The 25,036-nt window shown below is 69.0% G+C and carries 31 protein-coding genes and 1 riboswitch; of the genes, 14 read left to right on the top strand and 17 right to left on the bottom strand.

The genetic code is table 11. The annotated features are described in order from the left end of the window. The first annotated feature begins 69 nt into the window (after nucleotides 1-69). Entirely contained in the window at nucleotides 70-708 is a 639-nt protein-coding gene (locus WD026_RS15760; RefSeq protein ID WP_425724601.1) for a histidine phosphatase family protein, read from the top strand. Continuing rightward, entirely contained in the window at nucleotides 701-1,876 is a 1,176-nt protein-coding gene (locus tag WD026_RS15755) for a DSD1 family PLP-dependent enzyme (RefSeq protein WP_425724600.1), read from the top strand. Before WD026_RS15760 ends, WD026_RS15755 begins: the two co-directional genes overlap by 8 nt. Nucleotides 1,877-1,883: 7 nt before the next feature. On the opposite strand, the gene WD026_RS15750 is transcribed toward WD026_RS15755, so the two are convergent. From WD026_RS15750 to ruvA, 3 genes are read right to left on the bottom strand one after another with little or no spacing between them, the layout of a single operon-like run. Beyond that, nucleotides 1,884-2,858, bottom strand: a complete 975-nt coding sequence (locus tag WD026_RS15750) for an SPOR domain-containing protein (RefSeq protein WP_425724599.1) — start codon at nucleotides 2,856-2,858, stop codon at nucleotides 1,884-1,886. Nucleotides 2,859-2,870: 12 nt separating this feature from the next. After that, nucleotides 2,871-3,929: a Holliday junction branch migration DNA helicase RuvB gene (ruvB, locus tag WD026_RS15745; protein WP_425724598.1), complete on the bottom strand. Its 1,059-nt coding sequence runs from the start codon at nucleotides 3,927-3,929 to the stop codon at nucleotides 2,871-2,873. 2 nt (nucleotides 3,930-3,931) lie between these two features. Continuing rightward, nucleotides 3,932-4,510: a Holliday junction branch migration protein RuvA gene (gene ruvA / locus WD026_RS15740; RefSeq protein ID WP_425724597.1), complete on the bottom strand. Its 579-nt coding sequence runs from the start codon at nucleotides 4,508-4,510 to the stop codon at nucleotides 3,932-3,934. Between the two features lie 32 nt (nucleotides 4,511-4,542). Between ruvA and WD026_RS15735 the strand changes: the two genes are divergently transcribed. Genes WD026_RS15735 through ybeY form a run of 3 tightly spaced genes read left to right on the top strand, consistent with a single transcriptional unit; the run spans nucleotide 4,543 to nucleotide 6,426 of the window. Further along, a complete protein-coding gene (locus WD026_RS15735) occupies nucleotides 4,543-5,523 on the top strand; it encodes a PhoH family protein (RefSeq protein WP_425724596.1) in 981 nt (326 codons plus the stop codon). A 10-nt stretch (nucleotides 5,524-5,533) separates the two neighbouring features. Beyond that, the gene (locus WD026_RS15730) at nucleotides 5,534-5,971 is read left to right on the top strand and encodes an MliC family protein (protein WP_425724595.1); all 438 of its coding nucleotides are present in this window, start codon (nucleotides 5,534-5,536) and stop codon (nucleotides 5,969-5,971) included. After that, nucleotides 5,971-6,426: an rRNA maturation RNase YbeY gene (gene ybeY / locus WD026_RS15725; protein WP_425724594.1), complete on the top strand. Its 456-nt coding sequence runs from the start codon at nucleotides 5,971-5,973 to the stop codon at nucleotides 6,424-6,426. The genes WD026_RS15730 and ybeY overlap by 1 nt, the downstream gene beginning before the upstream one ends. 16 nt (nucleotides 6,427-6,442) lie before the next feature. On the opposite strand, the gene dtd is transcribed toward ybeY, so the two are convergent. The 3 genes from dtd to tyrS are packed head-to-tail and all read right to left on the bottom strand — an operon-like array spanning nucleotide 6,443 to nucleotide 9,013. Then, on the bottom strand, nucleotides 6,443-6,886 hold the full coding sequence (gene dtd / locus WD026_RS15720) for a D-aminoacyl-tRNA deacylase (RefSeq protein WP_425724593.1): 444 nt from the start codon (nucleotides 6,884-6,886) through the stop codon (nucleotides 6,443-6,445). Beyond that, entirely contained in the window at nucleotides 6,883-7,806 is a 924-nt protein-coding gene (locus tag WD026_RS15715) for a cation diffusion facilitator family transporter (protein ID WP_425724592.1), read from the bottom strand. The genes dtd and WD026_RS15715 overlap by 4 nt, the downstream gene beginning before the upstream one ends. A gap of 4 nt (nucleotides 7,807-7,810) precedes the next feature. After that, nucleotides 7,811-9,013, bottom strand: coding sequence for a tyrosine--tRNA ligase (gene tyrS, locus WD026_RS15710; RefSeq protein ID WP_425724591.1), 1,203 nt, complete (start codon nucleotides 9,011-9,013; stop codon nucleotides 7,811-7,813). A gap of 257 nt (nucleotides 9,014-9,270) precedes the next feature. On the opposite strand from tyrS, the gene WD026_RS15705 reads away from it, so the two are divergent. Next, on the top strand, nucleotides 9,271-10,626 hold the full coding sequence (locus WD026_RS15705; protein WP_425724590.1) for a peptidoglycan DD-metalloendopeptidase family protein: 1,356 nt from the start codon (nucleotides 9,271-9,273) through the stop codon (nucleotides 10,624-10,626). Nucleotides 10,627-10,710: 84 nt separating this feature from the next. On the opposite strand, the gene erpA is transcribed toward WD026_RS15705, so the two are convergent. The 5 genes from erpA to rplM form a co-directional block, all read right to left on the bottom strand. After that, the gene (gene erpA, locus WD026_RS15700) at nucleotides 10,711-11,076 is read right to left on the bottom strand and encodes an iron-sulfur cluster insertion protein ErpA (RefSeq protein ID WP_425724589.1); all 366 of its coding nucleotides are present in this window, start codon (nucleotides 11,074-11,076) and stop codon (nucleotides 10,711-10,713) included. Nucleotides 11,077-11,156: 80 nt separating this feature from the next. Further along, nucleotides 11,157-11,555 carry a bactofilin family protein gene (locus WD026_RS15695; protein WP_425724588.1) on the bottom strand — a complete coding sequence of 133 codons (399 nt, stop codon included), beginning with the start codon at nucleotides 11,553-11,555 and terminating at the stop codon, nucleotides 11,157-11,159. 40 nt (nucleotides 11,556-11,595) lie between these two features. Continuing rightward, on the bottom strand, nucleotides 11,596-12,300 hold the full coding sequence (locus tag WD026_RS15690) for a DUF6776 family protein (RefSeq protein ID WP_425724587.1): 705 nt from the start codon (nucleotides 12,298-12,300) through the stop codon (nucleotides 11,596-11,598). A gap of 95 nt (nucleotides 12,301-12,395) precedes the next feature. Continuing rightward, nucleotides 12,396-12,788 (bottom strand): 30S ribosomal protein S9, encoded by a 393-nt coding sequence (rpsI, locus tag WD026_RS15685; protein WP_086121455.1) that lies wholly within the window; start codon nucleotides 12,786-12,788, stop codon nucleotides 12,396-12,398. Nucleotides 12,789-12,799: 11 nt separating this feature from the next. Next, complete coding sequence (gene rplM / locus WD026_RS15680) at nucleotides 12,800-13,231, bottom strand: 50S ribosomal protein L13 (protein ID WP_425724586.1); 432 nt, start codon at nucleotides 13,229-13,231, stop codon at nucleotides 12,800-12,802. 175 nt (nucleotides 13,232-13,406) lie between these two features. On the opposite strand from rplM, the gene WD026_RS15675 reads away from it, so the two are divergent. Further along, nucleotides 13,407-14,321, top strand: coding sequence for a 23S rRNA (adenine(2030)-N(6))-methyltransferase RlmJ (locus WD026_RS15675; protein ID WP_425724585.1), 915 nt, complete (start codon nucleotides 13,407-13,409; stop codon nucleotides 14,319-14,321). A 43-nt stretch (nucleotides 14,322-14,364) separates the two neighbouring features. Here the strand turns inward: WD026_RS15675 and WD026_RS15670 are convergent, their stop codons facing one another. After that, nucleotides 14,365-14,889, bottom strand: a complete 525-nt coding sequence (locus WD026_RS15670) for a CAP domain-containing protein (RefSeq protein WP_425724584.1) — start codon at nucleotides 14,887-14,889, stop codon at nucleotides 14,365-14,367. A 176-nt stretch (nucleotides 14,890-15,065) separates the two neighbouring features. Here WD026_RS15670 and paaA point away from each other — a divergent pair, with 176 nt between their 5' ends. Genes paaA through paaE form a run of 5 tightly spaced genes read left to right on the top strand, consistent with a single transcriptional unit; the run spans nucleotide 15,066 to nucleotide 18,925 of the window. Further along, nucleotides 15,066-16,085 carry a 1,2-phenylacetyl-CoA epoxidase subunit PaaA gene (paaA, locus tag WD026_RS15665; RefSeq protein ID WP_425724583.1) on the top strand — a complete coding sequence of 340 codons (1,020 nt, stop codon included), beginning with the start codon at nucleotides 15,066-15,068 and terminating at the stop codon, nucleotides 16,083-16,085. After that, on the top strand, nucleotides 16,082-16,390 hold the full coding sequence (gene paaB, locus WD026_RS15660; RefSeq protein ID WP_425724582.1) for a 1,2-phenylacetyl-CoA epoxidase subunit PaaB: 309 nt from the start codon (nucleotides 16,082-16,084) through the stop codon (nucleotides 16,388-16,390). Before paaA ends, paaB begins: the two co-directional genes overlap by 4 nt. 29 nt (nucleotides 16,391-16,419) lie before the next feature. Continuing rightward, nucleotides 16,420-17,259, top strand: a complete 840-nt coding sequence (gene paaC / locus WD026_RS15655) for a 1,2-phenylacetyl-CoA epoxidase subunit PaaC (RefSeq protein ID WP_425724640.1) — start codon at nucleotides 16,420-16,422, stop codon at nucleotides 17,257-17,259. 11 nt (nucleotides 17,260-17,270) lie between these two features. Further along, the gene (gene paaD, locus WD026_RS15650) at nucleotides 17,271-17,798 is read left to right on the top strand and encodes a 1,2-phenylacetyl-CoA epoxidase subunit PaaD (protein ID WP_425724639.1); all 528 of its coding nucleotides are present in this window, start codon (nucleotides 17,271-17,273) and stop codon (nucleotides 17,796-17,798) included. Between the two features lie 14 nt (nucleotides 17,799-17,812). Next, nucleotides 17,813-18,925, top strand: a complete 1,113-nt coding sequence (gene paaE / locus WD026_RS15645) for a 1,2-phenylacetyl-CoA epoxidase subunit PaaE (RefSeq protein WP_425724581.1) — start codon at nucleotides 17,813-17,815, stop codon at nucleotides 18,923-18,925. Nucleotides 18,926-18,952: 27 nt separating this feature from the next. On the opposite strand, the gene WD026_RS15640 is transcribed toward paaE, so the two are convergent. The 5 genes from WD026_RS15640 to ahcY form a co-directional block, all read right to left on the bottom strand. Continuing rightward, a complete protein-coding gene (locus WD026_RS15640) occupies nucleotides 18,953-19,564 on the bottom strand; it encodes an OmpW/AlkL family protein (RefSeq protein WP_425724580.1) in 612 nt (203 codons plus the stop codon). Between the two features lie 134 nt (nucleotides 19,565-19,698). Beyond that, nucleotides 19,699-20,118, bottom strand: coding sequence for a septal ring lytic transglycosylase RlpA family protein (locus WD026_RS15635; RefSeq protein WP_425724579.1), 420 nt, complete (start codon nucleotides 20,116-20,118; stop codon nucleotides 19,699-19,701). A gap of 8 nt (nucleotides 20,119-20,126) precedes the next feature. After that, nucleotides 20,127-20,957: a methylenetetrahydrofolate reductase [NAD(P)H] gene (gene metF, locus WD026_RS15630; RefSeq protein WP_425724578.1), complete on the bottom strand. Its 831-nt coding sequence runs from the start codon at nucleotides 20,955-20,957 to the stop codon at nucleotides 20,127-20,129. Beyond that, complete coding sequence (locus WD026_RS15625; protein ID WP_425724577.1) at nucleotides 20,954-21,703, bottom strand: TlyA family RNA methyltransferase; 750 nt, start codon at nucleotides 21,701-21,703, stop codon at nucleotides 20,954-20,956. Before WD026_RS15625 ends, metF begins: the two co-directional genes overlap by 4 nt. Nucleotides 21,704-21,715: 12 nt before the next feature. Then, a complete protein-coding gene (gene ahcY / locus WD026_RS15620) occupies nucleotides 21,716-23,149 on the bottom strand; it encodes an adenosylhomocysteinase (protein WP_425724576.1) in 1,434 nt (477 codons plus the stop codon). A gap of 64 nt (nucleotides 23,150-23,213) precedes the next feature. Further along, a riboswitch (S-adenosyl-L-homocysteine riboswitch) is annotated at nucleotides 23,214-23,303 on the bottom strand. Between the two features lie 73 nt (nucleotides 23,304-23,376). Between ahcY and WD026_RS15615 the strand changes: the two genes are divergently transcribed. Together WD026_RS15615 and WD026_RS15610 are read left to right on the top strand one after the other, a co-directional pair. Further along, entirely contained in the window at nucleotides 23,377-24,627 is a 1,251-nt protein-coding gene (locus WD026_RS15615) for an MFS transporter (RefSeq protein WP_425724575.1), read from the top strand. 10 nt (nucleotides 24,628-24,637) lie between these two features. Beyond that, a complete protein-coding gene (locus tag WD026_RS15610) occupies nucleotides 24,638-25,021 on the top strand; it encodes a hypothetical protein (protein WP_425724574.1) in 384 nt (127 codons plus the stop codon). The last annotated feature ends 15 nt before the right edge of the window (nucleotides 25,022-25,036 follow it).

The raw sequence follows: 25,036 nt of genomic DNA, 5'->3' as shown, positions 1-25,036 counted from the left end.
GCCTCCAGTGCGGCGTGCAGCCGCTACAGTTCGGCCACCGGTGCCGACAGGGTGCCGAGGAGACCCCCTTTGGAAGCCACCCGCATCCTGGCCGTGCGCCACGGAGAGACCGCCTGGAACCGCATCACCCGCATCCAGGGTCACACCGACATCGAACTCAATGAACACGGCCGCTGGCAGGCCGAACGCCTGGCCGAGGCCCTGCGCGACGAGCCGCTCGCGGCCGTCTATGCCAGCGACCTGAAACGCGCCCGCGAAACCGCCGAGGCCGTGGCCCACCGGCGCGACATGCCGGTGCACATCCACATGGGCCTGCGGGAACGCGGTTTTGGCCGCTTTGAAGGCCACACCTGGGACGAGCTGGAGCTGCGCTTCCCGGCCGAAACGCTGGCCTGGCGCAAACGCATGCCCGACTTCGCCCCGCCCGGTGGCGAGACCCTGCTGCAGCTGCGCGAACGGGTGCTGGCCGCCGTGGACGATCTGGCCGCCCGCCACCCGGGCGAACAGGTGCTGATGGTGGTGCACGGTGGCGTTCTGGACGTGCTGTACCGCGCCGCCACCCGGCTCGACATCCAGGCGCCGCGCAGCTGGGCCCTGCCCAACACCGCCGTCAACCGGCTGCTGTGGTCGCCCGAGGGCCTGGGGCTGGTGGGCTGGGCCGATGTGCGCCACCTGCAGACCGACAGCCTGGACGAGCAGCATGTCTGAATCCGCCCGCGACCTGCGGCTGCAGCGTGCGCAGGCCCTGGTGGGCGGCAGTGTGGCCGACATCGACACGCCGGCCCTGGTGATCGACCTGGACGCCATGGAGCGCAACCTGCAGCGCATGGCCGCCTTCGCGGCCGAACGCGGCCTGCGGCTGCGGCCCCACGCCAAGATGCACAAGTGCGCCGAACTCGCCCGGCTGCAGATGGCCCACGGTGCGGTGGGCGTGTGCGTGCAGAAGATCGACGAAGCCCTGGCCCTGGCGGCCGGCGGCGTGAACGACCTCTACATCAGCAACCAGGTGATCGACCGCGCCAAGCTGCAGCGGCTGGCCCAGGCCGTGGCCACGCGGCCGGCAGTGCGCTGGGCCATCGCGGTGGACAGCACCGAAGGCATCGAGCGCCTGGCTGCCGCGCTGGCGGTGGCGGGTGTGCAGACGCCGGGTGCCCTGGATGTGTTCGTGGAGATCGATGCCGGCCAGAACCGCTGCGGCGTGGCTCCTGGCGACGCTGCCGCCGCGCTGGCCGCCCAGGTGCAGTCGCATGCGGTGCTGCGCTTTGCCGGCCTGCAGGCGTACCACGGGAAGGCACAACACCTGCGCGACCCCGCCGAACGCAGCGCTGCGATTGCCCATGCGGCACAGGCGGTGCAGACCACGCGCGAGGCCCTGGCACGCCAAGGCATCGCGGTGCCCCTGGTCACGGGTGCCGGCAGCGGCAGCTTCCTGCTGGAAGCCGACAGCCGCCAGTGGGGCGAGATACAGCCCGGCTCCTACCTGTTCATGGACGCCGACTACGCGGCCAACCAGCCGCTGCCGGGCGCGCCGGTGTTCGAGCACGCGCTCTTCATCCGGTCGCAGGTGATGAGCCGCAGCGCCGACCGCGCCGTGGTGGATGCCGGCCACAAGAGCCATGCCATCGACAGCGGCCTGCCCCGGGTGGCACACCCGGCCGGGCTGGACTTTGCCAACGGCGGCGACGAACACGGCATCCTGCGGCCGGTGCAGCCCGGCGGCGCCCTGCCCGGTCTGGGCGAGACGGTCTGGCTCATCCCCGGGCATTGCGACCCCACGGTGAACCTGCACGATGTGATGCTGGGTGTGCGCGGCGGCCTGCACCGAGGCCATGTGGAGCGGGTGCTGGCGGTGGATGCGCGGGGCGCCCTGGGCTGATGCCGGCTCAGGGTCCGTAGACCCTGGCGTCCAGCCCGAGGGCGCGGATCTGCCGCGCCGCCGCATCGGCGGCTGCACGGTCGTCCAGCGGACCGACCCGCACCCGTGTCAGCGTCCCGCGTGAGGACTCCACCGGGTCCACCAGTACCGGCAGGCCCGCGTCGCGCAGGCGGGCTTCGGCCCGCCGGGCATTGGCCGGATCGGCAAACATGCCGACCGCCACCCCGTGGCCGTGCACCCGGACCCGGATGGCATCGCCCGCCTCCGGCTTCGCCGGCTCGGCATTCACAGGCTCGGCCTTGACGGGTTCGGCCTTGACCGGATCAGGCTCAGGAACGGCCGCTGGCGGTGCCGTGACGGCGGGCGGGGCGACCACGGCCGCCGGGGCAGGCTCCGCCACCACGGGTGCGGACACCACCGGCGCCACCGGCGGCATCGGCCGGCCCCGGCTCTGCTGCCACCACCACCCGGCAGCGGCCGAGCCCAGCACCAGGTACAGGAACACCAGCAGACCCAGCAGCCCCGGACCGCTGGCCTGGGCCGCCAGCTGCTCGCGGGCCTGCTGCACCGTGGCGGCCTGACGCACCGCTTCGGTCATGCGGCGCCGCAGCTCGCCATGCAGCAGCACGTTGGCGTAAAAGCCCGGCAGCAGCCAAAACACCGCCACCAGCCCGAGCGCGGCCGACCAGCGCAGTTCGGCCGACCAGGCGGTCCAGGGGCCGACCTCGAACCACAGGGCCGCACCCAACGCCAGCAGCAACACCGCATACGAAAAGGCTGCGCCCCACAACCGGCGGTAGATCAGCCAGCCCAGGGTGAAGCAGGCCGCCATGGTGTTCCACGCCGGCCCGGGCAGACCGACCTCGTCGAAGCGGCCGAACACCCTGAGGTAATACGGCGCCCCCACCGGCCCCAGTGCAGCGCGGTACAGCGCCGTGGTGGCGTTGTCCTGCGGAGGCAAGGTGGCCGGGCGCGACGACATGGCAACCGTGGTTCAGGTCTCGGGCGGAAACAGCCCGCCTTCGGTGCGCGGCGGGCTCACGCCCAGATGCCGGTAGGCCGCCAGGGTGGCGGTACGTCCGCGCGGGGTGCGCTGCAGGTAGCCCTGCTGGATGAGGTAGGGCTCGATCACGTCCTCGATGGTGTCGCGCTCCTCGCCGATGCTGGCCGCGATGTTGTCCAGCCCCACCGGGCCGCCATCGAAGCGGTGGATGACCGCCTCCAGCAGCTTGCGGTCCATCAGGTCGAAGCCCTGCGGATCGACATCCAGCATGGACAGCGCCCGTTGCGCGATGTCGTGGGTGATGGTGCCGCTGCCCTTGACGTCGGCGTAGTCGCGCACCCGGCGCAGCAGCCGGTTGGCGATGCGGGGCGTGCCGCGCGAACGGCGGGCGATCTCGAAGCCGCCGGCCTCGTCCATGGGTGCGTTCAGCAGCCGGGCGCTGCGCTGCACGATGCGCGAGAGCTCGTCGGGTGTGTAGAACTCCAGCCGCGCCACGATGCCGAAACGGTCGCGCAGCGGGTTGGTCAGCATGCCGGCGCGGGTGGTGGCGCCCACCAGGGTGAAGGGCTGCAGGTCGAGCTTGATGCTGCGCGCGGCCGGGCCCTCGCCGATCATGATGTCGATCTGGTAGTCCTCCAGCGCGGGGTAGAGGATCTCCTCCACCACCGGGCTCAGGCGGTGGATCTCGTCGATGAACAGCACATCGTTGGGCTCCAGGTTGGTCAGCAGCGCGGCCAGGTCGCGCGGCTTTTCCAGCACCGGCCCGCTGGTCTGGCGCAGGTTCACCCCCAGCTCCTGGGCAATGATGTGCGAGAGCGTGGTCTTGCCCAGCCCCGGCGGGCCGAACAGCAGCACGTGGTCGAGTGCCTCGCTGCGCTTGCGCGCGGCACCGATGAAGATCTCCAGCTGCTCGCGCACCTTCTGCTGGCCCACGTATTCGTCCAGCAGCTTGGGGCGCAGGGCGCGCTCGATGGCCTCTTCCTTGGGCGAGGCCGGGGTGGCCGACACCACCCGGGGCGCCGGGGCAAAGTCGTCGGTCTGGATGCTCATGCTCAGCGGGCCAGCGCCTTGAGCGCCAGCTTGATGCCGTCAGCCACGCCCACCCCGGCCGGCAGGGCCTTGAGCGCGGCAGTGGCGTCCTTCTCGTTGTAGCCCAGGGCCATGAGGGCCTGCTGGATGTCGGCGGCCGCGTCGCCCACGGCACTGGCGGCCCCCAGGGCCGGCAGGTCGGCGCCCAGCTTGCCCTTGAGTTCGAGCAGCAGGCGCTCGGCCGTCTTCTTGCCGATGCCGGGCACCTTGACGATGCGGCCGGCCTCCTGCGCGGTCACGGCCTGGGCCAGTTCGGTGACGCTCAGGCCCGAGAGCACCGACAGCGCCGTGCGCGGCCCCACGCCGCTGATGCGGATGAGCTGGCGGAAGGCTTCACGCTCGGACGCAGTGGCAAAGCCGTAGAGGATCTGGGCGTCCTCGCGCACCACGAAGTGGGTCAGCAGCGAGACGGTCTGGCCGGTGGCGGGCAGCTGGTAGAAGGTGCTCATGGGCACGTCCACTTCGTAGCCCACGCCATGGCAGTCCACCAGGATCTGGGGCGGGTTCTTCTCCAGCAGCTGGCCGGTCAACTTGCCTATCATCGGGGCTCCTGTTTTGCCCCGGAATTATCAGCTTGATTCTCAGACACACCTTCAGCCCGCCGGACAACGCCCGCATGGCCAACCTGTGCGGTCCGCTGGACGCGCACATCCGCTCCATCGAGGCGGCGCTGCAGGTCAAGGTGGCGCACCGCTTCGAGCAGTTCCGCATCGAAGGCCCCAAGGCCCGGGCCGAGCAGGCCATGGAAGCGCTGCAGGCGCTCTACGAGATGGCCCGCAAGCCCATACCGGCCGAGCAGGTGCAGCTCATGCTCAGCGGCGACACCGCGCTGGCCGAACCGGGTGACGGTGCCCTGGCCATGCAGACGCGGCGCGGCGAGATCAAGGGCCGCACGCCCAACCAGGCGCGCTACCTGGAGAACATGGCCACACACGACATCACCTTCGGCATCGGCCCGGCCGGCACCGGCAAGACCTACCTGGCCGTGGCCTGCGCCGTGGATGCCCTGGAGCGCAGCGCGGTGCAGCGCATCGTGCTGACCCGTCCGGCCGTGGAAGCCGGCGAAAAGCTGGGCTTCCTGCCCGGCGACCTGGGCCAGAAGGTCGACCCCTACCTGCGCCCGCTGTACGACGCGCTGTACGACCTGATGGGCCATGACAAGGTGCAGAAGGCCTTCGAGCGCCAGCAGATCGAGATCGCCCCGCTGGCCTTCATGCGCGGGCGCACGCTCAACCACGCCTTCGTCATCCTGGACGAAGCGCAGAACACCACGCCGGAACAGATGAAGATGTTCCTCACCCGCATCGGCTTCGGCAGCAAGGCGGTGGTCACCGGCGACGTGAGCCAGATCGACCTGCCGCGCACCCAGCTCAGCGGCCTGATCGACGCCGAACGCGTGCTCAAGCGGGTGCAGGGCGTGGCCTTCTCCCGCCTCTCCAGCGCCGACGTGGTGCGCCACCCGCTGGTGGCCCGCATCGTCGACGCCTACGACGCCCGCACGGCCGGCCCCGAGGACGCCCTGCCGGTTCGCCGCACCCGCCGCACCGCCGCCTGAAGGAGCCCCCATGACCGCCCTGTCCTGGCATGCCGGCCTGCTGGCCACCGTGCTGTCCCTCACCGCCCTGACCGGCTGCGCGCAGGCACCGGCCCTCAAGCCTGCGCCCGCAGACGCCGGGCTGCCGTCGCCGGCCCTGATCGAAGGCGATCGTTTCAGCAGCCGCACGGTGCGTTACCGCTGCAGCGGCGGTGCGCTGCTGGATGTGGTCTACCTCAACCTGCAGGACGGCCGATCGTTCGCCAGCCTGCACTTCGACGGCCGCACCACGCTGATGCAGAACCGGCCCGCTGCTTCGGGGGCGCGCTACATCGCCCTGGACGAACAGCACAGCCTGCGCTGGCACACCAAGGGCGACGAAGGCAGCCTGCGCTTCATGGAAGCCAGCGACACCGCCCGCGAACAGACCCTGCTGACCGATTGCCGGGCCCTGCCCGCCTACCGCTGATGGCCCTGCCCCAACTCTCTCTGTCGCTGCAGTTCAGCGACCTCGCCGACGCAGCCCCGCATCGCGCCGCGCTGCCCCGCCACAAGGTGGTGCGCTGCATCCGCCATGCGCTGGAGGCCGACGCCGAGATCACGGTGCGCATCGTCGATGCCGAAGAAGGCCAGGCCCTGAACCGCGACTACCGGGGCAAGGACTACGCCACCAACGTGCTGACCTTCGACTACGCCACCGAGCCCATGGTCATGGCCGACCTGGTGCTGTGTGCACCGGTGGTGGCGGCCGAGGCAAAGCAGCTGCGCAAGCCGCTGGCCGATCACTATGCCCACCTGCTGGTACACGGCACCCTGCATGCCCAGGGCTGGGACCACGAGACCAGCGAGGCCGACGCCGAGGCCATGGAAGCCCGCGAGGTCGAGATCCTGGCCGGGCTGGGCGTGAAGAACCCTTACCGCTGAGGTCGCTGCGGCCGGCTCAGGCCGTCATGCGCATGGGAATGGTGACCGGTCCGTCGTTGACCAGGTGCACCTGCATGTCCGCACCGAAACGGCCGGTCTGCACCACCGGGTGCGCGGCACGGGCCGCCGCCACGAACGCGTCGTAGAGCTCGCGGCCCAGGGCCGGCGGCGCTGCGCCCGTGAAACCGGGCCGGTTGCCGCCCCGGGTGTCGGCGGCCAGCGTGAACTGGCTCACCACCAGCAGGCCGCCCTGCACGTCCTGCAGGCTGCGGTTCATCTTGCCGGCCTCGTCGTTGAAGATGCGCAACTTCAGGATCTTGGCGAGCAGCTTCTCGCCCAAGGCCGGCGTGTCGTCCGGTTCGGCGCACACCAGCACCAGCAGGCCGTGGTCGATGCGCCCCACGGTTTCACCGGCGATGTCGACCCGGGCCTCGGCCACGCGTTGCAGCAGGGCAATCACACCAGGTCCTTGGGGTCGTCAAAGTGGGCTTCCACGTCGGTGGGCAGCAGCTGGATGGTGGCGCGCAGTCCCGGCACCGCCTGCATCAGCGTTCGCTCCAGCCGGTTGCGCAGCTCGGCCGCATGGCCCAGGGTGCATTCGGCCGGCACGTGCATGTGCAGGTCCACAAAGCTGCGCTGGGCCGACTTGCGGGTGCTCACATGGTCGAAGCGCATGGGCGCGTCCTGGGCATGCTCGGCGGCAAACGCCGCCAGGGTCCGGTCGATCAGGGCGCGGGTGTCGGCATCCAGGGCTTCGTCCATCAGGCCCTGGGCCGAACGCCACATCAGATGAAAACCTTCGCGCAGGATGTTCAGCGCCACACCGATGGCCACCAGCGCATCCAGCCACAGCCAGCCGCTCAGGTGCACCAGCACCAGGCCCACCACCACACCGGCCGAGGTCCAGACGTCCGACACCAGATGGCGGGCATCGGCCTCCAGCGCAATCGAACGGTGCTCCCGCGCGGCCCGGAACATCACCCAGGCCAGCAGCCCATTGAGGGCCGAACTGCCGATCGACAGCGCCAGGCCCCAGCCCAGCTGCTCGATGGGTTGCGGATCGAAGATGCGATGGCCTGCCGCCCAGATGATGCCGAGCGCCGCCGCGATGATGAGCACGCCCTCGAAGCCGGACGAGAAGTACTCGGCCTTGTGGTGGCCGTAAGGGTGGTCCTCGTCGGCCGGCCGGGTGGCGATGGTCACCATGACCAGCCCGAAGATGGCGCTGGCCAGATTGACCAGCGACTCCATGGCGTCGGACAGCAGGCCGACCGAGTCGGTGACGTACCAGGCCAGCGTCTTGAGGACGATGGTGACGATCGCCACCACCACCGACGCCATCAGCAGGCGTTTCGGGGTGAGCCAGGCGAGTGCCACCATGGCGTCAGCCCAGCGTGACGCGCGCGAACTTGCGTTTGCCGACCTGCACCACGTAGGTGCCGGCGTCGAGCTTGAGGCCCTTGTCGCTGATGACGGTGCCGTCGATGCGCACGCCGTTGCCGTCGATGAGGCGGTTGGCCTCGCTCGACGAGGGCGCCAGCCCGGCCGCTTTCAGCAGCGCAGCGATACCCATAGGCACACCCGACAGGCTCACCTCGGGAATCTCGTCCGGCACGCCGCCCTTGCTGCGGTTGATGAAATCCTGCTCGGCCGCGTCGGCGGCGGCAGCGCTGTGGAAGCGCGCGGTGATCTCCTTGGCCAGCATCACCTTGGCGTCCTTGGGGTTGCGCCCGCCCTCGACTTCCTTCTTGAGTGCCTCGATCTCGGCCATGGAGCGGAACGACAGCAGCGTGTACCAGCGCCACATCAGCGTGTCGGAGATCGACAGCACCTTGGCGAACATGGTGTTGGGGTCTTCGGTGATGCCGATGTAGTTGCCCTTGGACTTGGACATCTTGTCCACACCGTCCAGGCCTTCGAGCAGCGGCATGGTCAGGATGCACTGCGGCTCCTGGCCGTATTCGGCCTGCAGGTGGCGACCCATGAGCAGGTTGAACTTCTGGTCGGTGCCGCCCAGCTCCAGATCGGCCTTGAGCGCCACCGAGTCGTAGCCCTGCATCAGCGGGTAGAGGAACTCGTGCACGCTGATGGGTGTGCCGGCGGAAAAGCGCTGGTGGAAATCGTTGCGCTCCATCATGCGGGCCACGGTGTACTTGGCGGCCAGCTGGATCATGCCCATGGAGCCCAGCGGCAGGCTCCATTCGCTGTTGTAGCGGATCTCGGTGCGGGCCGGGTCCAGCACCAGGCTGGCCTGGCGGTAGTAGGTCTCGGCGTTGGCCTTGATCTGCTCCTGGGTCAGCGGCGGACGGGTGCTGTTGCGCCCCGACGGATCGCCGATGAGCGACGTGAAATCGCCGATCAGGAAGATGACCTGGTGCCCCAGGTTCTGCAGCTGGCGCATCTTGTTGAGCACCACGGTGTGGCCGATGTGGATGTCGGGCGCCGTGGGGTCCAGCCCCAGCTTGATGCGCAAAGCTTGTCCGGTGCGCTCGGCACGTGACAATTTCTGTACCCAGTCGGCCTGCGGGATCAGTTCTTCGCAGCCGCGCAGGGTGACGGCCAGGGCCTCCCGGACGCCATCGGTCATCTCGTGGCCGATGGGCGCCGTCGTTTGAGTACTTATGGTTTCAGGAGGTGTGGGGCTCATACGCGTTAGTTCCGATGTGCGTACCGGCTGGCTGGCTATACTGCCCGCGCGGACCGACGGATTCTAGTTGGCGTGCTTCTTGCACTCCCGGAAATCGCACCCGGCCACCCGTGCCGCCGTGAACTCTCGGGCCGCCCGCCACTCATGATGTTGCGCGCTGCTCCCCTGTCAGACCAGCCACAACCGGAAAACAGGTTTTGAAGTCTTCGTCCTACTCCCCATGGGCGGCCCAGGTGGCCTCCCTCCAGAACAGCATCGCCCGCCACCCCCGCCGCATCATGGCCGGCATCGGTGCGCTGCTGCTCGGCACCGGCGTCACCGCCTTCGGCATTGCACCGCTGGCCCCGGACGCCTCAGAGCTGCCGGTGCGCCAGGTGGTCGAGGCCCTCGACACCGGCACCGAAGGTGCCCGCATCGAGATCCTGCCCGCCGCCAGCACCCCCTGGGTGCTCTACCGCACCGACAGCACCCGCAGCGACGACACCCTGCAGAGCCTGCTGGCGCGGCTGGGCATCAACGATCCTGCGGCCGTGGCCCGGCTGCGCACCGACCCCCACATCCGTCAGATCGTCGGCCGCAGCGGCCGTCTGGTGCATGCCGAGGCCAACGAGCGCCAGGAACTGCAACGCCTGACCGCCCGCTGGGCGAACGCCGACGGCAAGACCTTCCAGCGGCTGGTGGTGGAAGCCACGCCGGAGGGTCTGAAGTCCCGGCTGGAGACCGGCACCCTGACCGCATCGGCCCGTCTGGGCAGCGGCACCATCCGCTCCTCGCTGTTTGCCGCCACCGACGCCGCCGGCATCCCCGACAGCGTGGCCATCCAGCTGGCCGAGATGTTCTCCAGCGACATCGATTTCCGCCGCGACCTGCGCCAGGGCGACCGCTTCACCGTGGTGTACGAGAGCCTGGAGGCCGACGGCGAGCCCATGACCGTGGGCCGCGTGCTGAGCGCCGAATTCATCAACGGCGGCCGCGCGTACGACGCCGTCTGGTTCGAAGCCCCGGGCCACAAGGGCGGCTACTACAACTTCGCCGGCGAGAGCGCCCGCCGCTTCTACCTGTCCTCGCCGCTGGAGTTCTCCCGTGTGAGCAGCGGCTACGGCATGCGCTTCCACCCGGTCACCGGTCAGCAGAAGGCCCACATGGGTGTGGACTACGCCGCTCCCACCGGCACCCCGGTTCGCACCGTGGGTGACGGCACCGTCCAGTTCGCCGGCGTGCAGCGCGGCTACGGCAACGTGATCGAGGTTCGCCACCGCAACAACCAGGTCACGGTCTATGCCCACCTGAGCCGCATCTTCGTGCGCCAGGGTCAGCGGGTGGATCAGGGCGAACGCATCGGCGCCGTGGGTTCCACCGGTGTGTCCACCGGCCCGCACCTGCACTTCGAGTTCCGCGACAACGGACAGCACCGCGATCCGCTGGTGATCGCCCGCCAGAGCGAAGCCATCCGCCTGCCGGCCGAACTGCGCCCTGCCTTCGAGGCCGTGGCCCAGCAGCAGCGCATCACCCTGGAAGCGGCCGCCGGCCTGCAGCAGGCCAACGCCCAGTGATGACGAGCCGCCCGACACGGCGGCGCCCCATGAAAAAAGGAGCCCTCGGGCTCCTTTTTTTGTGGGTCCGGACGGAACCGTCGATCAGACGCTGAAGCTCGAACCGCAGCCGCAGGTGGTGGTGGCGTTCGGGTTCTTGATGACGAACTGCGCGCCTTCGAGGTCTTCCTTGTAGTCGATCTCGGCGCCCACCAGGTACTGGTAGCTCATGGCGTCGATCAGCAGGGACACACCGTTCTTGGTCATGGTGGTGTCGTCTTCGTTGACCACCTCGTCGAAGGTGAAGCCGTACTGGAAGCCGGAGCAGCCACCACCCTGGACGAACACGCGCAGTTTGAGGTCGGGGTTGCCCTCTTCGGCCACCAGTTCGGCCACCTTGGCGGCGGCACTGTCGGTGAAGACCAGCGGGGCGGGCATCTCGGTCTGGATGTTCTCGGCAACGGCACTCATGGAGATCCTCTGTCAAACGGAGCCGGGCACGGTATGGCCGGCGATACGGAATACTAAATCAGATTGCTCGGGAAATCGCCTCACTGGCCATTTGCCGCCAACAGCAGTGTGGGCTTTTCGCGGTTTTCGCCGGACAAGGGCTTGAGCTGGCCGCTGATGGTGGCGCCCTGGTGCATCTCCAGCGCCTTGTAGGACACATCGCCCTCGATGCAGGCCTTGGGCTGCAGCTCCAGCAGGCCGTGGGCCACGACCGGCCCCTTCACATGTCCGTTGATGATGACGTGATCGGCCTCGATGCGGCCGGTGACCTCGGCCACCTCGCTGACCACCAGGATGCTCACCTTGCCCTCGGCCGCCTTGATGTGCCCCACCACGGCACCGTCGACCCGCAGGCCCTCGCTGAACGTGACGTCGCCTTCGATCCGGGTGCCGTTGGCGATCAGGCTCTTGATGGGGGGTGGGTTCTTCTTGCCGAACATGAGGACTCCTCTCGTGTGATGGGCCGGCGATGATGCCGTGCTATAGCGCGAAAGTCTGCGTGGAGCGAACGGTGGCTCCCTGCAGCACCCGGGCGGTCACCGACCGCACCGACACCTGGGGCGGCACCGGAATGATGCCTTCCTGGCGCAGGTAACGGCGAATCGACACCGGCTGGCGCACCGGGGCCGACAGGGTCCACGGCTGTCCGGCCAGGGTGCCGGTCAGGGTCACTTCCAGCGTGCCTTGGAAATCGGGCGCCTGCCGGCCGGGCTGTATGACCAGCACCTGCCAGCGCCACTGTCCGGCATCGGCGGGTTCGGCATGCAGGCCACGGATGTCGAGCGCCTGGCCGTTCTGCGCCGGCAGCAGGCGTTCGAAGAAACCGAGGTCGGCGCGCAGCGACTGGTTTTCCGCCTCCAGCGCGCGCAACTGCTGCTGCAGCTGCTGCTGGGCCACACGCTCGGTGGTGATCAGGCTGTCGGCGGCGCTGCTGACCGACCGCGCGGCGTCCAGGTCTTCCCGCAGGCGCACCACCTCGCGGCGCAGCTGCTGCAGCTCTTCCTGCGCGTGGCGGTCCAGACCGGCGATGTCCTTGCCGAACTCGAACGCCCACAGGGCCACGGCCGCCGAGAAGCCCAGGACCGTCGCTGCAGCCAGCCAGCGCAAGGGCCAGGGCATGCTGCTGCGCACCGACATGCGCGGTGTGCTGGCAGCGAGTCGACGGCGCAGGAGTCGCAGTCCCATGCAACGCTTTCCAACCTAGGTAAGAAAATGCAGGCCCGAAATGCAAAAACCGCCCCAAGTGCGACTTGCGGGCGGTTTTTGCGGGGACATGCCGATCAGCGCTTGCTGAACTGCTTGCGACGGCGTGCCGAACGCAGACCCACCTTTTTACGCTCGACCTCGCGGGCATCGCGGGTGACGTAACCGGCTTGCGACAGCTGCGGCTTGAGCGCTGCGTCGTAGTCGATCAGGGCGCGGGTGATGCCGTGGCGCACGGCGCCGGCCTGGCCGGATTCACCACCACCGTGCACGTTGACCTGCACGTCGAAGGTCTCGGCGTGGTTGGTCAGCAGCAGGGGCTGCTTGGCGATCATGATGGAGGTCTCGCGGCCGAAGTAGGCCTGGATGTCCTTGCCATTGATCGTGATCTTGCCGGTGCCTTTTTTCAGAAACACGCGGGCGACGCTGGATTTGCGACGGCCGGTGCCATTGTTCCATTCACCAATCATTCAAGGCTCCTTCAGATGTCCAGCACTTGCGGCTGTTGGGCGGTGTGCGGGTGCTCTGCACCGCCGTACACCTTGAGCTTCTTGATCATGGCGTAGCCCAGAGGACCCTTGGGCAGCATGCCCTTGACGGCCTTCTCGAGCGCGCGGCCGGGGTGCTTGGCCTGCATGTCGCGGAAGTTGGTGCCATAGATGCCGCCCGGGAAGCCCGAGTGGCGGTAGTACACCTTGTCCAGGGACTTGTTGCCCGTGACGCGGAGTTTGGCTGCGTTGATGATGACGATGTAGTCACCGGTATCGACGTGAGGCGTGTAGATGGCCTTGTGCTTGCCGCGCAGTCGGAGAGCCACTTCACTGGCAACTCGTCCGAGGACCTTGTCGGTCGCGTCAATCACAAACCACTCGTGCTTCACGTCAGCGGGTTTGGCGCTGAACGTTTTGGTCATGAGTCTTGCTCTGTTACGAGGGTTTGGCGGCTCTTTTCCACGGTCGGTGGTCCTCTGACGGGACCCTCTTAGGTGGGGTTGGAATGCTTCGCCGCGGAGCCAGCAGATCGCTGCGAAGCCCTCCATTGTACGAAATTGCGGCCAGCAAGGCAATTTGTGGCGCTACCATCGACCGATGTTCAGTTACCGCCACGCCTTCCACGCCGGCAACCATGCCGACGTGCTCAAACACGTCGTCCTGCTGGCCACCCTGCGCCACCTGATGCACAAGGAGGCCGGGCTCACCCTGATCGACACCCACGCCGGCGCCGGCCTGTACCGGCTCGACAGCGATTTCACCGACAAGGGCGACGAGGCGCGCGACGGCATCGTCAAGCTCATGGGCGCCCTGCGCCCGGCCAGCGGCCAGCCGGCTGCCAGCGCGGCGGCGGTGGACGACTACCTCGACCTGATCGCCGGCTTCAACCCCTCGGGCCAGCTGCGGGTCTATCCCGGCTCACCCTTCGTGGTGCACAGCACCCTGCGCGCCGCCTCGCGCGACCGGCTGCGCCTGTACGAGCTGCACCCCACCGACAGCCGAACACTGTCAGCCAACATTGCGCAGCTCGAGGCCGGCCGCACGGTCAGCGTGCACCGGGAAGACGGTTTTGCCGCGCTGCGCCCGCTGCTGCCCCCGCCCCCGGGACCGGGCGGTTCGCGCCGTGCCATGGTGCTGATCGACCCGAGTTACGAGATCAAGAGCGATTACCACAAAGTGAGCGCCTGCATACAGGAAAGCCTCAAGCGGTTTCCCACGGGCTGCTACCTGGTCTGGTATCCGGTGATCCCCCGGCCGGAAGCCCACGACCTGCCCAGACGCCTGCGCACGCTGGCCAACCAGTCGCAGCGGCCCTGGCTGCATGCCACCCTGGCGATCGGCCAGGACCCCAGCCATGGCCCGGACGACCGGCCCGGCCTCACCGCCAGCGGCATGTTCGTGATCAACCCGCCCTACACCCTGAAGGCCCAGCTGCAGGAGGCGCTGCCGGTGCTGCTGAACATGCTGGGTCGCGGCCGGGGACAGGGTCAGACGCTGGAGTCGGCCGGCTGAACCGGCTTCAACCCCGGCCTCATTCCCGGCCTCATTCCCGGCCTCATTCCCGGCCCAGCACCATGGTCCAGTAGCGGCCCCAGGTGGTGCCCTCGCGCTGCACGCAGGCCACCGCCACCTCGGCAAAGTCGCGCTTCATCAGGTTGACGCAGTGGCCCGGGCTGGCCAGCCAGCCATCCACCACCTCCTCCACGGTCTGCGGTCCGGCCGCCAGGTTCTCGCCCACCACCGACCAGGGGTAGCCCTGGGCCAGCACCCGCTGGGCCACCGATCGGCCGTCGCGCCCGGTGTGCGACATGTAATCCAGCCGCGCCATGTCGGCCGAGTGCCCGCGGGCGGCAGCAAACAAGCGGCGTTCCCATCGCAGCGGCGCCGCCGCCGGCATGGACTGGCTGCCGCACGACCGGGGCTCGGCCCGGGCCTGGTTGACGGCCTGCAGCAGGCTGGCGCGGAAGGCCGGCAGATCGCAGCGGTCGGCGGGTGTCGGCTCGCCGCCGGCGCGGGTGTCGGCCTGCGCGGCGGGCCCGGCCAGGCATGCGCACAGCAACCAGGGGAGGGGACGGAGCAAGGCAAAGCAGCGCATGACCGCATGGTGCGCCGGACGCCACCCCCCTGGCGCCGGCAGGGGGTTCATCCGACCGTGCCGGACGGGCATTGAAATTAACCGACCGACCGGTTGGCTAACTCGCTATACTACGCCCCAACCGGCACCGATGGCGGGCCGACCACCCTGAGGAGACAGCCATGTACACCCAGTCGTTCAATGTGCCCGACGGCGGATCCCCCACGCTGCAGGCAGTGCCAGCGGCGGAGAAACCGGTCGATGCCGAGCTGCAGGCGCGTTTCGATGCCGTCATCGATGCCGACGGCAAGATCGAACCCCGCGACTGGATGCCCGAGGCCTACCGCAAGACGCTGGTGCGCCAGATCAGCCAGCACGCGCATTCCGAGATCGTGGGCATGCTGCCCGAGGGCAACTGGATCAGCCGCGCGCCCAGCCTCAAGCGCAAGACCATCCTGGTGGCCAAGGTGCAGGACGAAGGCGGACACGGTCTGTACCTGTACAGCGCCGCCGAGACCCTGGGCACCAGCCGCGACCAGATGTTCGACGCGCTGCACAGCGGCCGCGCCAAGTACAGCTCCATCTTCAACTACCCCACCCTGACCTGGGCCGACGTGGGGGTGATCGGCTGGCTGGTGGACGGCGCGGCGATCATGAACCAGATCCCGCTGTGTCGCTGCAGCTACGGCCCGTACGCGCGGGCCATGATCCGCGTGTGCAAGGAAGAGAGCTTCCACCAGCGCCAGGGCTACGAAGCCCTGCTGACCATGATGCAGGGCACGCCCGAGCAGAAGGCCATGGTGCAGGACGCAGTGAACCGCTGGTGGTGGAAGTGCCTGGCCATGTTCGGCCCGCCGGACACCGACAGCCCCAACAGCGTGCAGGGCATGCGCTGGGGCATCAAGCGCATCAGCAACGACGACCTGCGCCAGAAGTTCGTGGATGCCACCGTGCCGCAGGCCGAGGTGCTGGGCGTGACCCTGCCCGACCCCGACCTGAAGTGGAACGCCGAGCGCGGCCACCACGACTTCGGCGCCATCGACTGGGACGAGTTCTGGCAGGTGGTCAACGGCCACGGCCCGTGCAACCAGGAGCGCCTGGCCACCCGGGTGAAGGCCTGGGAAGACGGTGCCTGGGTGCGCGAAGCCGCCCTGGCCCATGCCCGCAAGCAGGAACAACGTCAGCACCAGGAGGCCGCATGAGCACCCCATCCAATGCCCCGGCCATGAAGGAATGGCCGCTGTGGGAAGTCTTCGTGCGCAGCAAGCAGGGCCTCGAACACAAGCACTGCGGCAGCCTGCACGCCAGCGACGCCCGCCACGCGCTGCAGATGGCGCGTGACGTGTACACCCGCCGCCAGGAAGGCGTGAGCATCTGGGTGGTGCCCTCGGCCAGCATCGTGGCCAGCGAGCCCGACAGCAAGGACAGCTTCTTCGACCCGTCGGCCGACAAGGTGTACCGCCACCCCACCTTCTACGAGATCCCCGAGCGCGTGGGGCACATGTGATGGAGGCCACCACCACCGCCGAAGTCGCCATCCGCACCGCGCCGGTCGACTACCTGCTGCAGCTGGCCGACGACGCCCTGGTGCTGGGCCAGCGCAACGCCGAATGGTGCGGCCACGGCCCCATCCTGGAAGAAGACCTGGCGCTGGCCAACCACAGCCTGGACCACCTGGGTCTGGCCCGCCTGCTCTACCAGCACGCGGCGGCCTGCATCGAGGCCGATGCAACCGAGCAGGCCCGCTTTGCCCACCTGCAGGGCGCGCGCCATGGTGGCGTGGTGACCGAAGACACGCTGGCCTATTTCCGCGACACGCCCGAGTTCCGCAACCACACGCTGGCCGAGCTGCCGCACCACGGCCCGCTGGCCGGCCCGGCCCGCACCGACCGCGACTTCGCCACCACCGTGGTGCGCAACTTCCTGTTCAGCGCGCTCACCGTGCCGCTGTGGACCGCGCTGCAGGACAGCGCCGATGCGCAGCTCGCCGGCATTGCCGCCAAGTCGCTCAAGGAAGCGCGTTACCACCAGCGCCATGCCGGCGACTGGCTGGTGCGGCTGGGTGACGGCACCGACGAATCGCATGCACGCACCCAGGCCGCACTCAACCACCTGCTGCCCTTCTGCCAGGAGTTCTGGGTGACCAGCGAGGCCGAGGCGCAGGCTGTGGCCTCGGGCACCGGCGTGGCCCTGGCCAGCCTGCGCGACGCCTGGAACGCCACGGTGGATGCCGCGCTGGCCCAGGCCACGCTGCAGCGCCCGGCGGATGGCGGCTTCGTGCCCACCGGCAAGCGCGGCGTGCACTCCGAGCACATGGGCTACCTGCTGGCCGAGATGCAGAGCCTGGCCCGCGCCCATCCGGACGCCGTCTGGTGAACGCCGTGTCCATGGCGCACGACGACAGCCTGGCGCCACTGTGGGCGGTGCTGGAGCCGCTCACCGACCCCGAGATTCCGGTGGTGAGCCTGCGCGAGCTGGGCATCCTGCGCGAGGTGCGCCGCGCCGCCGACGGCATGGCCGAGGTGGTCATCACGCCCACCTACAGCGGTTGCCCGGCCATGGGCCAGATCGAGGACGACGTGCGCGCCGCCCTCGCGGGTGCCGGGCTGCAGGCCCGCGTGGTGACACGGCTCTCCCCCGCCTGGACCACCGACTGGATGGCACCGGCCGCGCGCGAGAAGCTGCGCGCCTACGGCATTGCGCCGCCCCAGTGCGGTGCCACGCCTGCCACGCCCACCGGCCACGCCAACGTGATCCGTTTTGCACCGCCGCCGGGCAGCGCCCCGGCCATTGCCTGCCCGCAGTGCGGCTCGACCCGCACCACCGAGACCTCGCCGTTTGGCTCCACCGCCTGCAAGGCGCTCTACCGCTGTCTGGACTGCCTGGAGCCGTTCGACTATTTCAAACCCTACTGAGACCGGGTGACCGCATGAGTGCAGCCTCCACCGCCACAGCCCCCACCGCCCTGCGGTTCCACGACCTGCGCATCGCGCGCGTGCAGCCCGAAGCCGGCGAGGCGGTGGCCATCACCCTGTCGGTGCCGCCCGAACTGCGCGAGACCTTCGCCTTCGAGCCGGGTCAGTTCCTCACCGTGCGCGCCACCATCGACGGCCAGGACGTGCGCCGCAGCTACTCCATCAGCAGCCCGCGCAGCCAGTACCGCGAGCGCGGCGAACTCACCCTGGGCATCCGGGCGGTGGAAGGCGGCGTGTTCTCGAACTGGGCGGCGCGGTCGCTGCAGGCCGGCATGACGCTGCAGGCCATGCCGCCGGACGGGCGCTTCACGGTGCAGCGCCCGCGCGCCCTGCACCGCGTGGGCTTTGCCGCCGGCTCGGGCATCACGCCCATCCTGTCCATCCTGCACAGCACGCTCGAAGAATCGCCCCAGGCCAAGTTCACCCTGGTCTACGGCAACCGCCGCATGGGCAGCGTGATGTTCAACGAGACCCTGCAGGACCTCAAGGACCAATACCGCGACCGCCTGACCCTGGTGCATGTGCTCTCGCGCCAGGCGCAGGAAGTGCCGCTGCTCGAAGGCCGCATCGATGGCGACAAGGTGCGTGCCCTGCTCGACACCCTGCTGCCGGTGCCCAGCCTGGACGAGGTCTTCATCTGCGGCCCCGAGGCCATGATCGACGCCACCGAGACCGCGCTGCGTGGCGCGGGCGTGAAGCCCGAACGCATCCACACCGAACGCTTCAGCAGCGGCGCCGCGCCCGCACCCCGCGTGCGGCGCGAAGCCCATGCAGCCGACGGCACGGGCCGTGTGGCACTCACGGTGGTGCTGGACGGCAAGGCCCACGAGCTGCGCATGGAGCCCGACGAGCATGTGCTGGACGTGGCACTCGACGCCGGGCTGGACCTGCCGTGGTCCTGCCGCGGCGGCGTGTGCTGCACCTGCCGCGCCAAGGTGATGGAGGGCGCGGTGGTGATGGACAAGAACTTCACCCTGGAGCCCTGGGAAGCCGAGCAGGGCTTCGTGCTCAGCTGCCAGGCCCGGCCCACCACCGACCGGGTGGTGGTGAGCTACGACGAGCGCTGAGGCGCCCGCCGTCCGCCCCTCTGGACGTCAGAAGCGCCAGCCCAGGCCCACGCCGACCAGCACCGGGTCGATCTTGAAGCTGCCAGCGCGGGTGGCACCGGTGAACACGTCGGTCTGGATGTAGACCTTCTTCACATCGAAGTTCAGGTACAGGTCCTTGGACAGGGGAATGTCCACGCCCACCTGCAGTGCGCCGCCCCAGCTGTTGCGGTCGATGGTCGCACCGCCGTTCAACAAGTTCACCGAGCTGAAGCGCGTGTAGTTCACGCCGGCACCCACATAGGGCTTGATGCCGCTGGCGGTGTTGAAGTGGTACTGCAGCGTGAGCGTGGGCGGCAGGTGCTTGAGCGTGCCGATGGCGGTGCCGTTGGACGACACAGTCTGCTTCTGCGGCACGGTGAGCACCAGTTCGGCCGCGATGTTGGGCGTGAAGAAGTACGAGAAGTCGACTTCCGGCAGCGTCTTGTTGTCGATGGTCAGGCCCAGACCGGTGCTGTCCTTGTTGGAGGAATCCAGGTGCACCGCACGGGCGCGGACCAGCAGGTCGCCGGCCTTGAAGTCCTGGGCATGGGCCGCGCCGCCGGCCAGGGTGAGGGTGGAGATCAGCGCAGCGGCCAGGGCGAGGGAAGAGCGTTTCATGGCTGTGAATGGAAGGGTCCGGGAACATTCCCGCGATCCATTACAGGCCGCTGATCAGCACGGTTTGTTGCGCTGCATCAAACCGTCTGCGCCCTGCCGGCCGGGCATGCGGCCGGTTTGACGCAGGTCAAACTTCACTCGCGCAGCAGTACCACCGGCGCCACACCGGCGCGCAGCAGACCGATGCGCGCAGCCGCCGCGCGGCTCATGTCGATGACGCGACCACCGATGTGCGGGCCGCGGTCATTGATGCGCACCACCACCTCCTGGCCGTTGGCCGGGTTGCGCACCCGCACCAGGGTGCCGAAGGGCAGCGTGCGGTGCGCGGCGGTCAGGGCGTTGGCGTCGAAGATGTCACCGCTGGCGGTCTTGCGGCCCTGAAAGCCCTCGCCGTACCACGAAGCGATGCCGCGCTCGATCTCCCGCGGATCGGTGCGCTCGGTGCCTGGCCCCGTCGGCGGCACCGCCACCGGCTCCGGCGCGCGCGTGGCACAGGCCGCCAGCCACAGGACCGGCACCAGGATCAGCCAGCGGAGGCGGCGCAGCGTTCGCATGGCCGGCCTCAGAGCGGTTGCAGGCGGTGGGCGATCTCCAGCGTGGCCGCGCTCTGGTTCATGGTGTAGAAGTGGATGGCCGGCACGCCGCCGTTGCGCAACTGGTCGCACAGATCGGTCACCACGTCCAGGCCGAAGGCCCGGATGGACGCGGTGTCGTCGCCGAAGGCCTGCAGCCGCAGCCGGATCCAGCGCGGGATCTCGGCGCCGCAGGCGTCCGAGAAGCGCATCAGCTGCGTCGAGCTGGTGATGGGCATGATGCCCGGCACCACCGGCACGTCGGCACCCAGCTTGTAGGCGTCGTCGACGAAGCGGAAGTAGGCGTCGGAGTTGTAGAAGTACTGGGTGATGGCCGAGTCGGCACCGGCCTTGACCTTGGCCGCAAAGGCCTGCAGGTCGGACTCGGGCGAACGGGCCTGGGGATGCACCTCGGGGTAGGCGGCCACCTCGATGTGGAAGTCCGATCCCGTCTCGGCACGGATGAAGGCCACCAGGTCGCTGGCGTACTGGAACTCGCCACCGGCGCCATACCCGCTGGGCAGATCGCCGCGCAGCGCCACCAGGCGCTTCACACCCATGGCCTTGAGCGCGGCCAGCTGTTCGCGCACCGAAGCGCGGGTGGCGCCGATGCACGAGAAGTGCGAAGCCGCGTCCACGCCCTCGGCCAGGATCTCGCGCACCGTGCTGAAGGTGCCCTCCTGGGTGGAACCGCCGGCGCCGTAGGTGACCGAGCAGAACTCGGGCTTCAGGCCATAGAGCTGCTGGCGCACGCCGCGCAGTTTCTCGGCGCCCTCGGGCGTCTTGGGCGGAAAGAATTCAAGGCTGATGGGCAGGCTCACAGAGGCCTCCTGACAAAGACAAAAAATTCGCGGTTGCCGTCACCCCCGGTGATCGGGCTGTCGAAGTAATCCAGCACCTGCAGCCCCAGGGCCTGCAGCGCTTCCTCGATGCGCTGGCGCACCAGCGGGTAGCTGCCGGCGCTGCGCACCAGCCCGCCCTTGCCGATGTGCTCGGGCTGCAGCTCGAACTGCGGCTTGACCAGCACCAGGCCATGACCGCCCGGTGCCATCAGGGGCACCAGCGCCGGCCAGACCAGCGTCTGCGAGATGAACGACAGGTCGCCCACCAGCAGGTCGAACAGCGGCGGCGCGCCCACGGCGGCCAGGGTCAGGTCACGGGCATTGAGGTGCTCGATGCACACCACGCGCGCATCGCTGCGCAGCGTCGGGTGCAGCTGCCCGGAACCCACGTCCACACCCACCACCTGGGCGGCACCGCGCTGCAGCAGGCAGTCGGTGAAGCCACCGCTGCTCTGCCCCACATCGAGGCAGCGCAGTCCGGCCACCGACAGGCCCACCTGGTTCAGCGCGCCCTCGAGCTTGAGGCCACCGCGCGAGACGAAACGCGTCTCGGCGCTGTCCACTAGCTCCAGCTCGGCCGCCTCGGGCACGTCCTCGCCGTTCTTGCCGGCGGTGCGCCAGGTGCCACCCGGCAGGCGCCAGCGAACGCCGGCCGCCACCAGGCGCTGCGCCTGCGACCGCGAGGCCGCCAGCGCACGCTCCACCAAGAGCTGATCGACCCGCAAGTCGGCAGGCGATCAGTAACGGTAGGTGTTGGCCTTGTACGGGCCTTCCTTCTTCACGCCGATGTAGGCGGCCTGCTCGTCGGTCAGCTCGGTCAGCATGGCGCCGACCTTTTTCAGGTGCAGGCGGGCGACCTTCTCGTCCAGGTGCTTGGGCAGCACATAGACCTTGCCGTTCTCGTACTGCTCCTTCTTGGTGAACAGCTCGATCTGGGCGATGGTCTGGTTGGCGAAGGAGCTCGACATCACGAAGCTGGGGTGGCCGGTGGCGCAGCCCAGGTTCACCAGACGGCCCTTGGCCAGCAGGGTGATCTTCTTGCCGTCCGGGAAGATGACGTGATCGACCTGCGGCTTGATCTCGTCCCACTGCAGCTTCTCGAGGCTGGCCACATCGATCTCGTTGTCGAAGTGACCGATGTTGCAGACGATGGCCTCGTCCTTCATGACGGCCATGTGCTCGTAGCGGATGACGTTCTTGTTGCCGGTGGCGGACACGAAGATGTCGGCCTTGTCGGCGGCGTATTCCATGGTCACGACCTTGAAGCCCTCCATGGCGGCCTGCAGGGCGTTGATGGGGTCGATCTCGGTCACCCACACCTGGGCGCTCAGGGCGCGCAGGGCCTGGGCAGAACCCTTGCCCACGTCACCGTAGCCGGCCACCACGGCGACCTTGCCGGCGATCATCACGTCGGTGGCGCGCTTGATGGAGTCCACCAGCGACTCGCGGCAGCCGTAGAGGTTGTCGAACTTGCTCTTGGTGACGCTGTCGTTGACGTTGATGGCGCGGAACTGCAGCGTGCCCTTGGCCGACATCTCGTTCAGGCGCAGCACGCCGGTGGTGGTCTCTTCGGTCACGCCGATGATCTCGGCGGCCTTGCGGGTGTACCAGGTCGGGTCCTGGGCCAGCTTGGCCTTGATCGAGTTGAACAGGCAGGTCTCTTCTTCGCTCTGCGGGTTGTTCAGGATGGAGGCGTCCTTCTCGGCGCGCTGACCCAGGTGCATCAGCAGCGTGGCGTCGCCGCCGTCGTCCAGGATCATGTTGGGGCCTTCGCCCGGGGTGCCGGCAGCGCCGAATTCAAAGATGCGGTGGGTGTAGTCCCAGTAGTCGGCCAGGGTCTCGCCCTTGATGGCGAACACCGGGGTGCCGTTGGCGGCTATGGCGGCAGCGGCGTGGTCCTGGGTGGAGAAGATGTTGCACGAGGCCCAGCGGACCTGGGCGCCCAGCGCCTGCAAGGTCTCGATCAGCACGGCGGTCTGGATGGTCATGTGCAGCGAGCCGGTGATGCGAGCGCCCTTGAGCGGCTGGCTGGCGGCGAACTCTTCGCGGATGGCCATGAGACCCGGCATTTCGGTCTCGGCGATCTTGATCTCTTTGCGGCCCCAGTCGGCCAGGCCGATGTCGGCAATGACGCAGTCGGCGTTGACGGCGGTGTTCAGTCGTGCATTCATGTTTTCGCTCCGGATTGAGGGGTTGAGCCACCGGCCGGGCGAAAAAAAAGCCCATCGCACAGCCTGTGGATGAGCGTCGTTGCAGAACAGTCCGAGCCTCACGCCCCGCGCCATGCTGCTGCATGGGGGGAACGCTGCAACGCTCCTCGGAAGCCTCCAATTGTAGCGGGCAGGCCCCGTTCCCGTCCATGGCAGTGGGATGTCCCTGTGAGAAACTGCCGCGCTCCATGCAGACCACCCCCATCACACGCACACCCGCCGGCAGCCCGCCGCCGCCCCAGGCCCGCCTGGGCCTGCTGGCCATCTTCGGCAGCACCTTTCTGGAACTGGTGGGCTACTTCATGCTCACGCCGCTGCTGATCCTGCGGCTCAAGGACGACGGCGTGTCCACCGCCCTGGCCGGGGTGTTCGCCGCCACCGGCTGGCTGGGCGTGTTCCTCATGACGCCCTTTGCATCGGCCGTGACGCGGCGGCTGGGCCGGCGGCCCACGCTGTGGCTGGCCGCCCTCATCCCCACCGTGGCCACCGCCGGCTTTGCGCTCTCGCCGCTGCTGGGCGTGTGGTTCGTGCTCAAGCTGGCCGCCGGCATGGCCTCGGGCCTGCGCTGGGTGCTGGCCGAGGCGGTGGTGGCCGAGTTCTCGCCGCCGGGCCAGCGGGGGCGCTATGTGGGCCTGTTCGAGACCATGGTGGGCGTGACCTTCGTCGTCGGCCCGGCCCTGCTGGCCTGGGTCGGGCCGCAGAACGACGCCGCCATCTGGACCGCGCTGGCCTTCATGGCCGCCGGCCTGGTGTGGAGCCTGATCATCCCGCCGCTGCCACCGGCCGCCGACGCGCACGAGGCCCGCGTGGGCCTGGGTGGCGTGTGGCACGCGGTGCTGGCGCACCCGATGGTGATGGCGGTGGGTTTCGTGGGCGGCTTCTTCGAGAGCGGCCTGACCGCCATCCTGCCGCTGTACGGGCTGGCGCTGGGCCTGGGCGCCACGCTGGCCGCGCTGCTGGTGTCGGCCAGCGGCCTGGGCAGCGCCGTGATGATGCTGCCCGCCGGCCTGCTGGCCGACCGCATGGGCCACCACCCGCAGCAGCGCTGGGGCAACGAGGCCCAGGCGCGCCATACGCTCATGCGGGTGTGTGCCTGGATCACGCTGGGCGCCACCGTGGCCATTCCCTTCGTGGCCGGCACACCCTGGCTGGCCGCGCCGGTGGCCTTTGTGTGGGGCGGTGCCGGCGGCTGCCTGTACACCCTGGCCATGATCGACATCGGCTCGCGCGAGGAAGGCATCACCCTGGTCAACAGCACCGCCGTGCTGGTGCTGAGCTACACCCTGGGCGGCGTGCTGGCCCCGGTGCTGGGTGCGGCCGCGCTGCAGTGGGCCCCCAGCCTGGGCTTCCCGGCCCTGCTGCTGGCGGTGGCGGCGTTGGGCGTGTGGCTGCTGCGGGAACCCGGTGCGCCCCGCGCCACTCCATCGCCCACCGACTGAAAGGAGTCACATGGCCCTGCCCTGGATCGCTGCGCTGAAATACATCCCCTGGGGCGACGTGATCGAACACGCGCCCAAGGTGCTGAACGCCGCCCGCAAGCTGATGGAGCGCCAGAGCGCCACGCCCGCGCCGGTGGTCCCGCCCGGCCCACCCCTGGACCCGAACGGCGAGCCGCCCAGCCTGGGTGAACTGCGCAACCGCCTGATCGAGGCCCGCCAGCTCATCGATCAGCAGGCCGCCGTGCAGCAGCAGACCGCGCAGATGGTGACCGAGCTGGCCGAGCAGAACGCCCGGCTGGTGGATGCGGTGAACAAGCTGCGCCTGCGCTCGCGCATGCTGATCTGGGCGGTGCTGGCGCTGACGGCGGGCGTGGTGACGCTGCTGCTGCGCTGACCCGCCGCCTCACGC

The organism is Hydrogenophaga sp. R2 (assembly GCF_049843595.1).
Taxonomy (GTDB): Bacteria; Pseudomonadota; Gammaproteobacteria; order Burkholderiales; family Burkholderiaceae_C; genus Hydrogenophaga.
The sequence above is the reverse complement of the archived record's forward strand: the minus strand, read 5'-3'. Positions and strand labels throughout refer to the sequence as shown.

Excerpts from the sequence above, each read along its gene's own strand:
- WD026_RS15730 (WP_425724595.1), top strand. The coding sequence starts at position 5,534 with ATGACCGCCCTGTCCTGGCATGCCGGCCTGCTGGCCACCGTGCTGTCC.
- ruvA (WP_425724597.1), bottom strand. The coding sequence starts at position 4,510 with ATGATAGGCAAGTTGACCGGCCAGCTGCTGGAGAAGAACCCGCCCCAG.
- paaB (WP_425724582.1), top strand. The coding sequence starts at position 16,082 with ATGAGCACCCCATCCAATGCCCCGGCCATGAAGGAATGGCCGCTGTGG.
- tyrS (WP_425724591.1), bottom strand. The coding sequence starts at position 9,013 with ATGACCGATGGCGTCCGGGAGGCCCTGGCCGTCACCCTGCGCGGCTGC.
- WD026_RS15615 (WP_425724575.1), top strand. The coding sequence starts at position 23,377 with ATGCAGACCACCCCCATCACACGCACACCCGCCGGCAGCCCGCCGCCG.
- paaE (WP_425724581.1), top strand. The coding sequence starts at position 17,813 with ATGAGTGCAGCCTCCACCGCCACAGCCCCCACCGCCCTGCGGTTCCAC.
- paaA (WP_425724583.1), top strand. The coding sequence starts at position 15,066 with ATGTACACCCAGTCGTTCAATGTGCCCGACGGCGGATCCCCCACGCTG.
- erpA (WP_425724589.1), bottom strand. The coding sequence starts at position 11,076 with ATGAGTGCCGTTGCCGAGAACATCCAGACCGAGATGCCCGCCCCGCTG.
- WD026_RS15715 (WP_425724592.1), bottom strand. The coding sequence starts at position 7,806 with ATGGTGGCACTCGCCTGGCTCACCCCGAAACGCCTGCTGATGGCGTCG.
- WD026_RS15635 (WP_425724579.1), bottom strand. The coding sequence starts at position 20,118 with ATGCGAACGCTGCGCCGCCTCCGCTGGCTGATCCTGGTGCCGGTCCTG.
- WD026_RS15610 (WP_425724574.1), top strand. The coding sequence starts at position 24,638 with ATGGCCCTGCCCTGGATCGCTGCGCTGAAATACATCCCCTGGGGCGAC.
- rplM (WP_425724586.1), bottom strand. The coding sequence starts at position 13,231 with ATGACCAAAACGTTCAGCGCCAAACCCGCTGACGTGAAGCACGAGTGG.
- WD026_RS15675 (WP_425724585.1), top strand. The coding sequence starts at position 13,407 with ATGTTCAGTTACCGCCACGCCTTCCACGCCGGCAACCATGCCGACGTG.
- rpsI (WP_086121455.1), bottom strand. The coding sequence starts at position 12,788 with ATGATTGGTGAATGGAACAATGGCACCGGCCGTCGCAAATCCAGCGTC.
- WD026_RS15640 (WP_425724580.1), bottom strand. The coding sequence starts at position 19,564 with ATGAAACGCTCTTCCCTCGCCCTGGCCGCTGCGCTGATCTCCACCCTC.
- WD026_RS15755 (WP_425724600.1), top strand. The coding sequence starts at position 701 with ATGTCTGAATCCGCCCGCGACCTGCGGCTGCAGCGTGCGCAGGCCCTG.
- ruvB (WP_425724598.1), bottom strand. The coding sequence starts at position 3,929 with ATGAGCATCCAGACCGACGACTTTGCCCCGGCGCCCCGGGTGGTGTCG.
- ybeY (WP_425724594.1), top strand. The coding sequence starts at position 5,971 with ATGGCCCTGCCCCAACTCTCTCTGTCGCTGCAGTTCAGCGACCTCGCC.
- WD026_RS15750 (WP_425724599.1), bottom strand. The coding sequence starts at position 2,858 with ATGTCGTCGCGCCCGGCCACCTTGCCTCCGCAGGACAACGCCACCACG.
- ahcY (WP_425724576.1), bottom strand. The coding sequence starts at position 23,149 with ATGAATGCACGACTGAACACCGCCGTCAACGCCGACTGCGTCATTGCC.
- WD026_RS15695 (WP_425724588.1), bottom strand. The coding sequence starts at position 11,555 with ATGTTCGGCAAGAAGAACCCACCCCCCATCAAGAGCCTGATCGCCAAC.
- WD026_RS15690 (WP_425724587.1), bottom strand. The coding sequence starts at position 12,300 with ATGGGACTGCGACTCCTGCGCCGTCGACTCGCTGCCAGCACACCGCGC.
- paaD (WP_425724639.1), top strand. The coding sequence starts at position 17,271 with ATGGCGCACGACGACAGCCTGGCGCCACTGTGGGCGGTGCTGGAGCCG.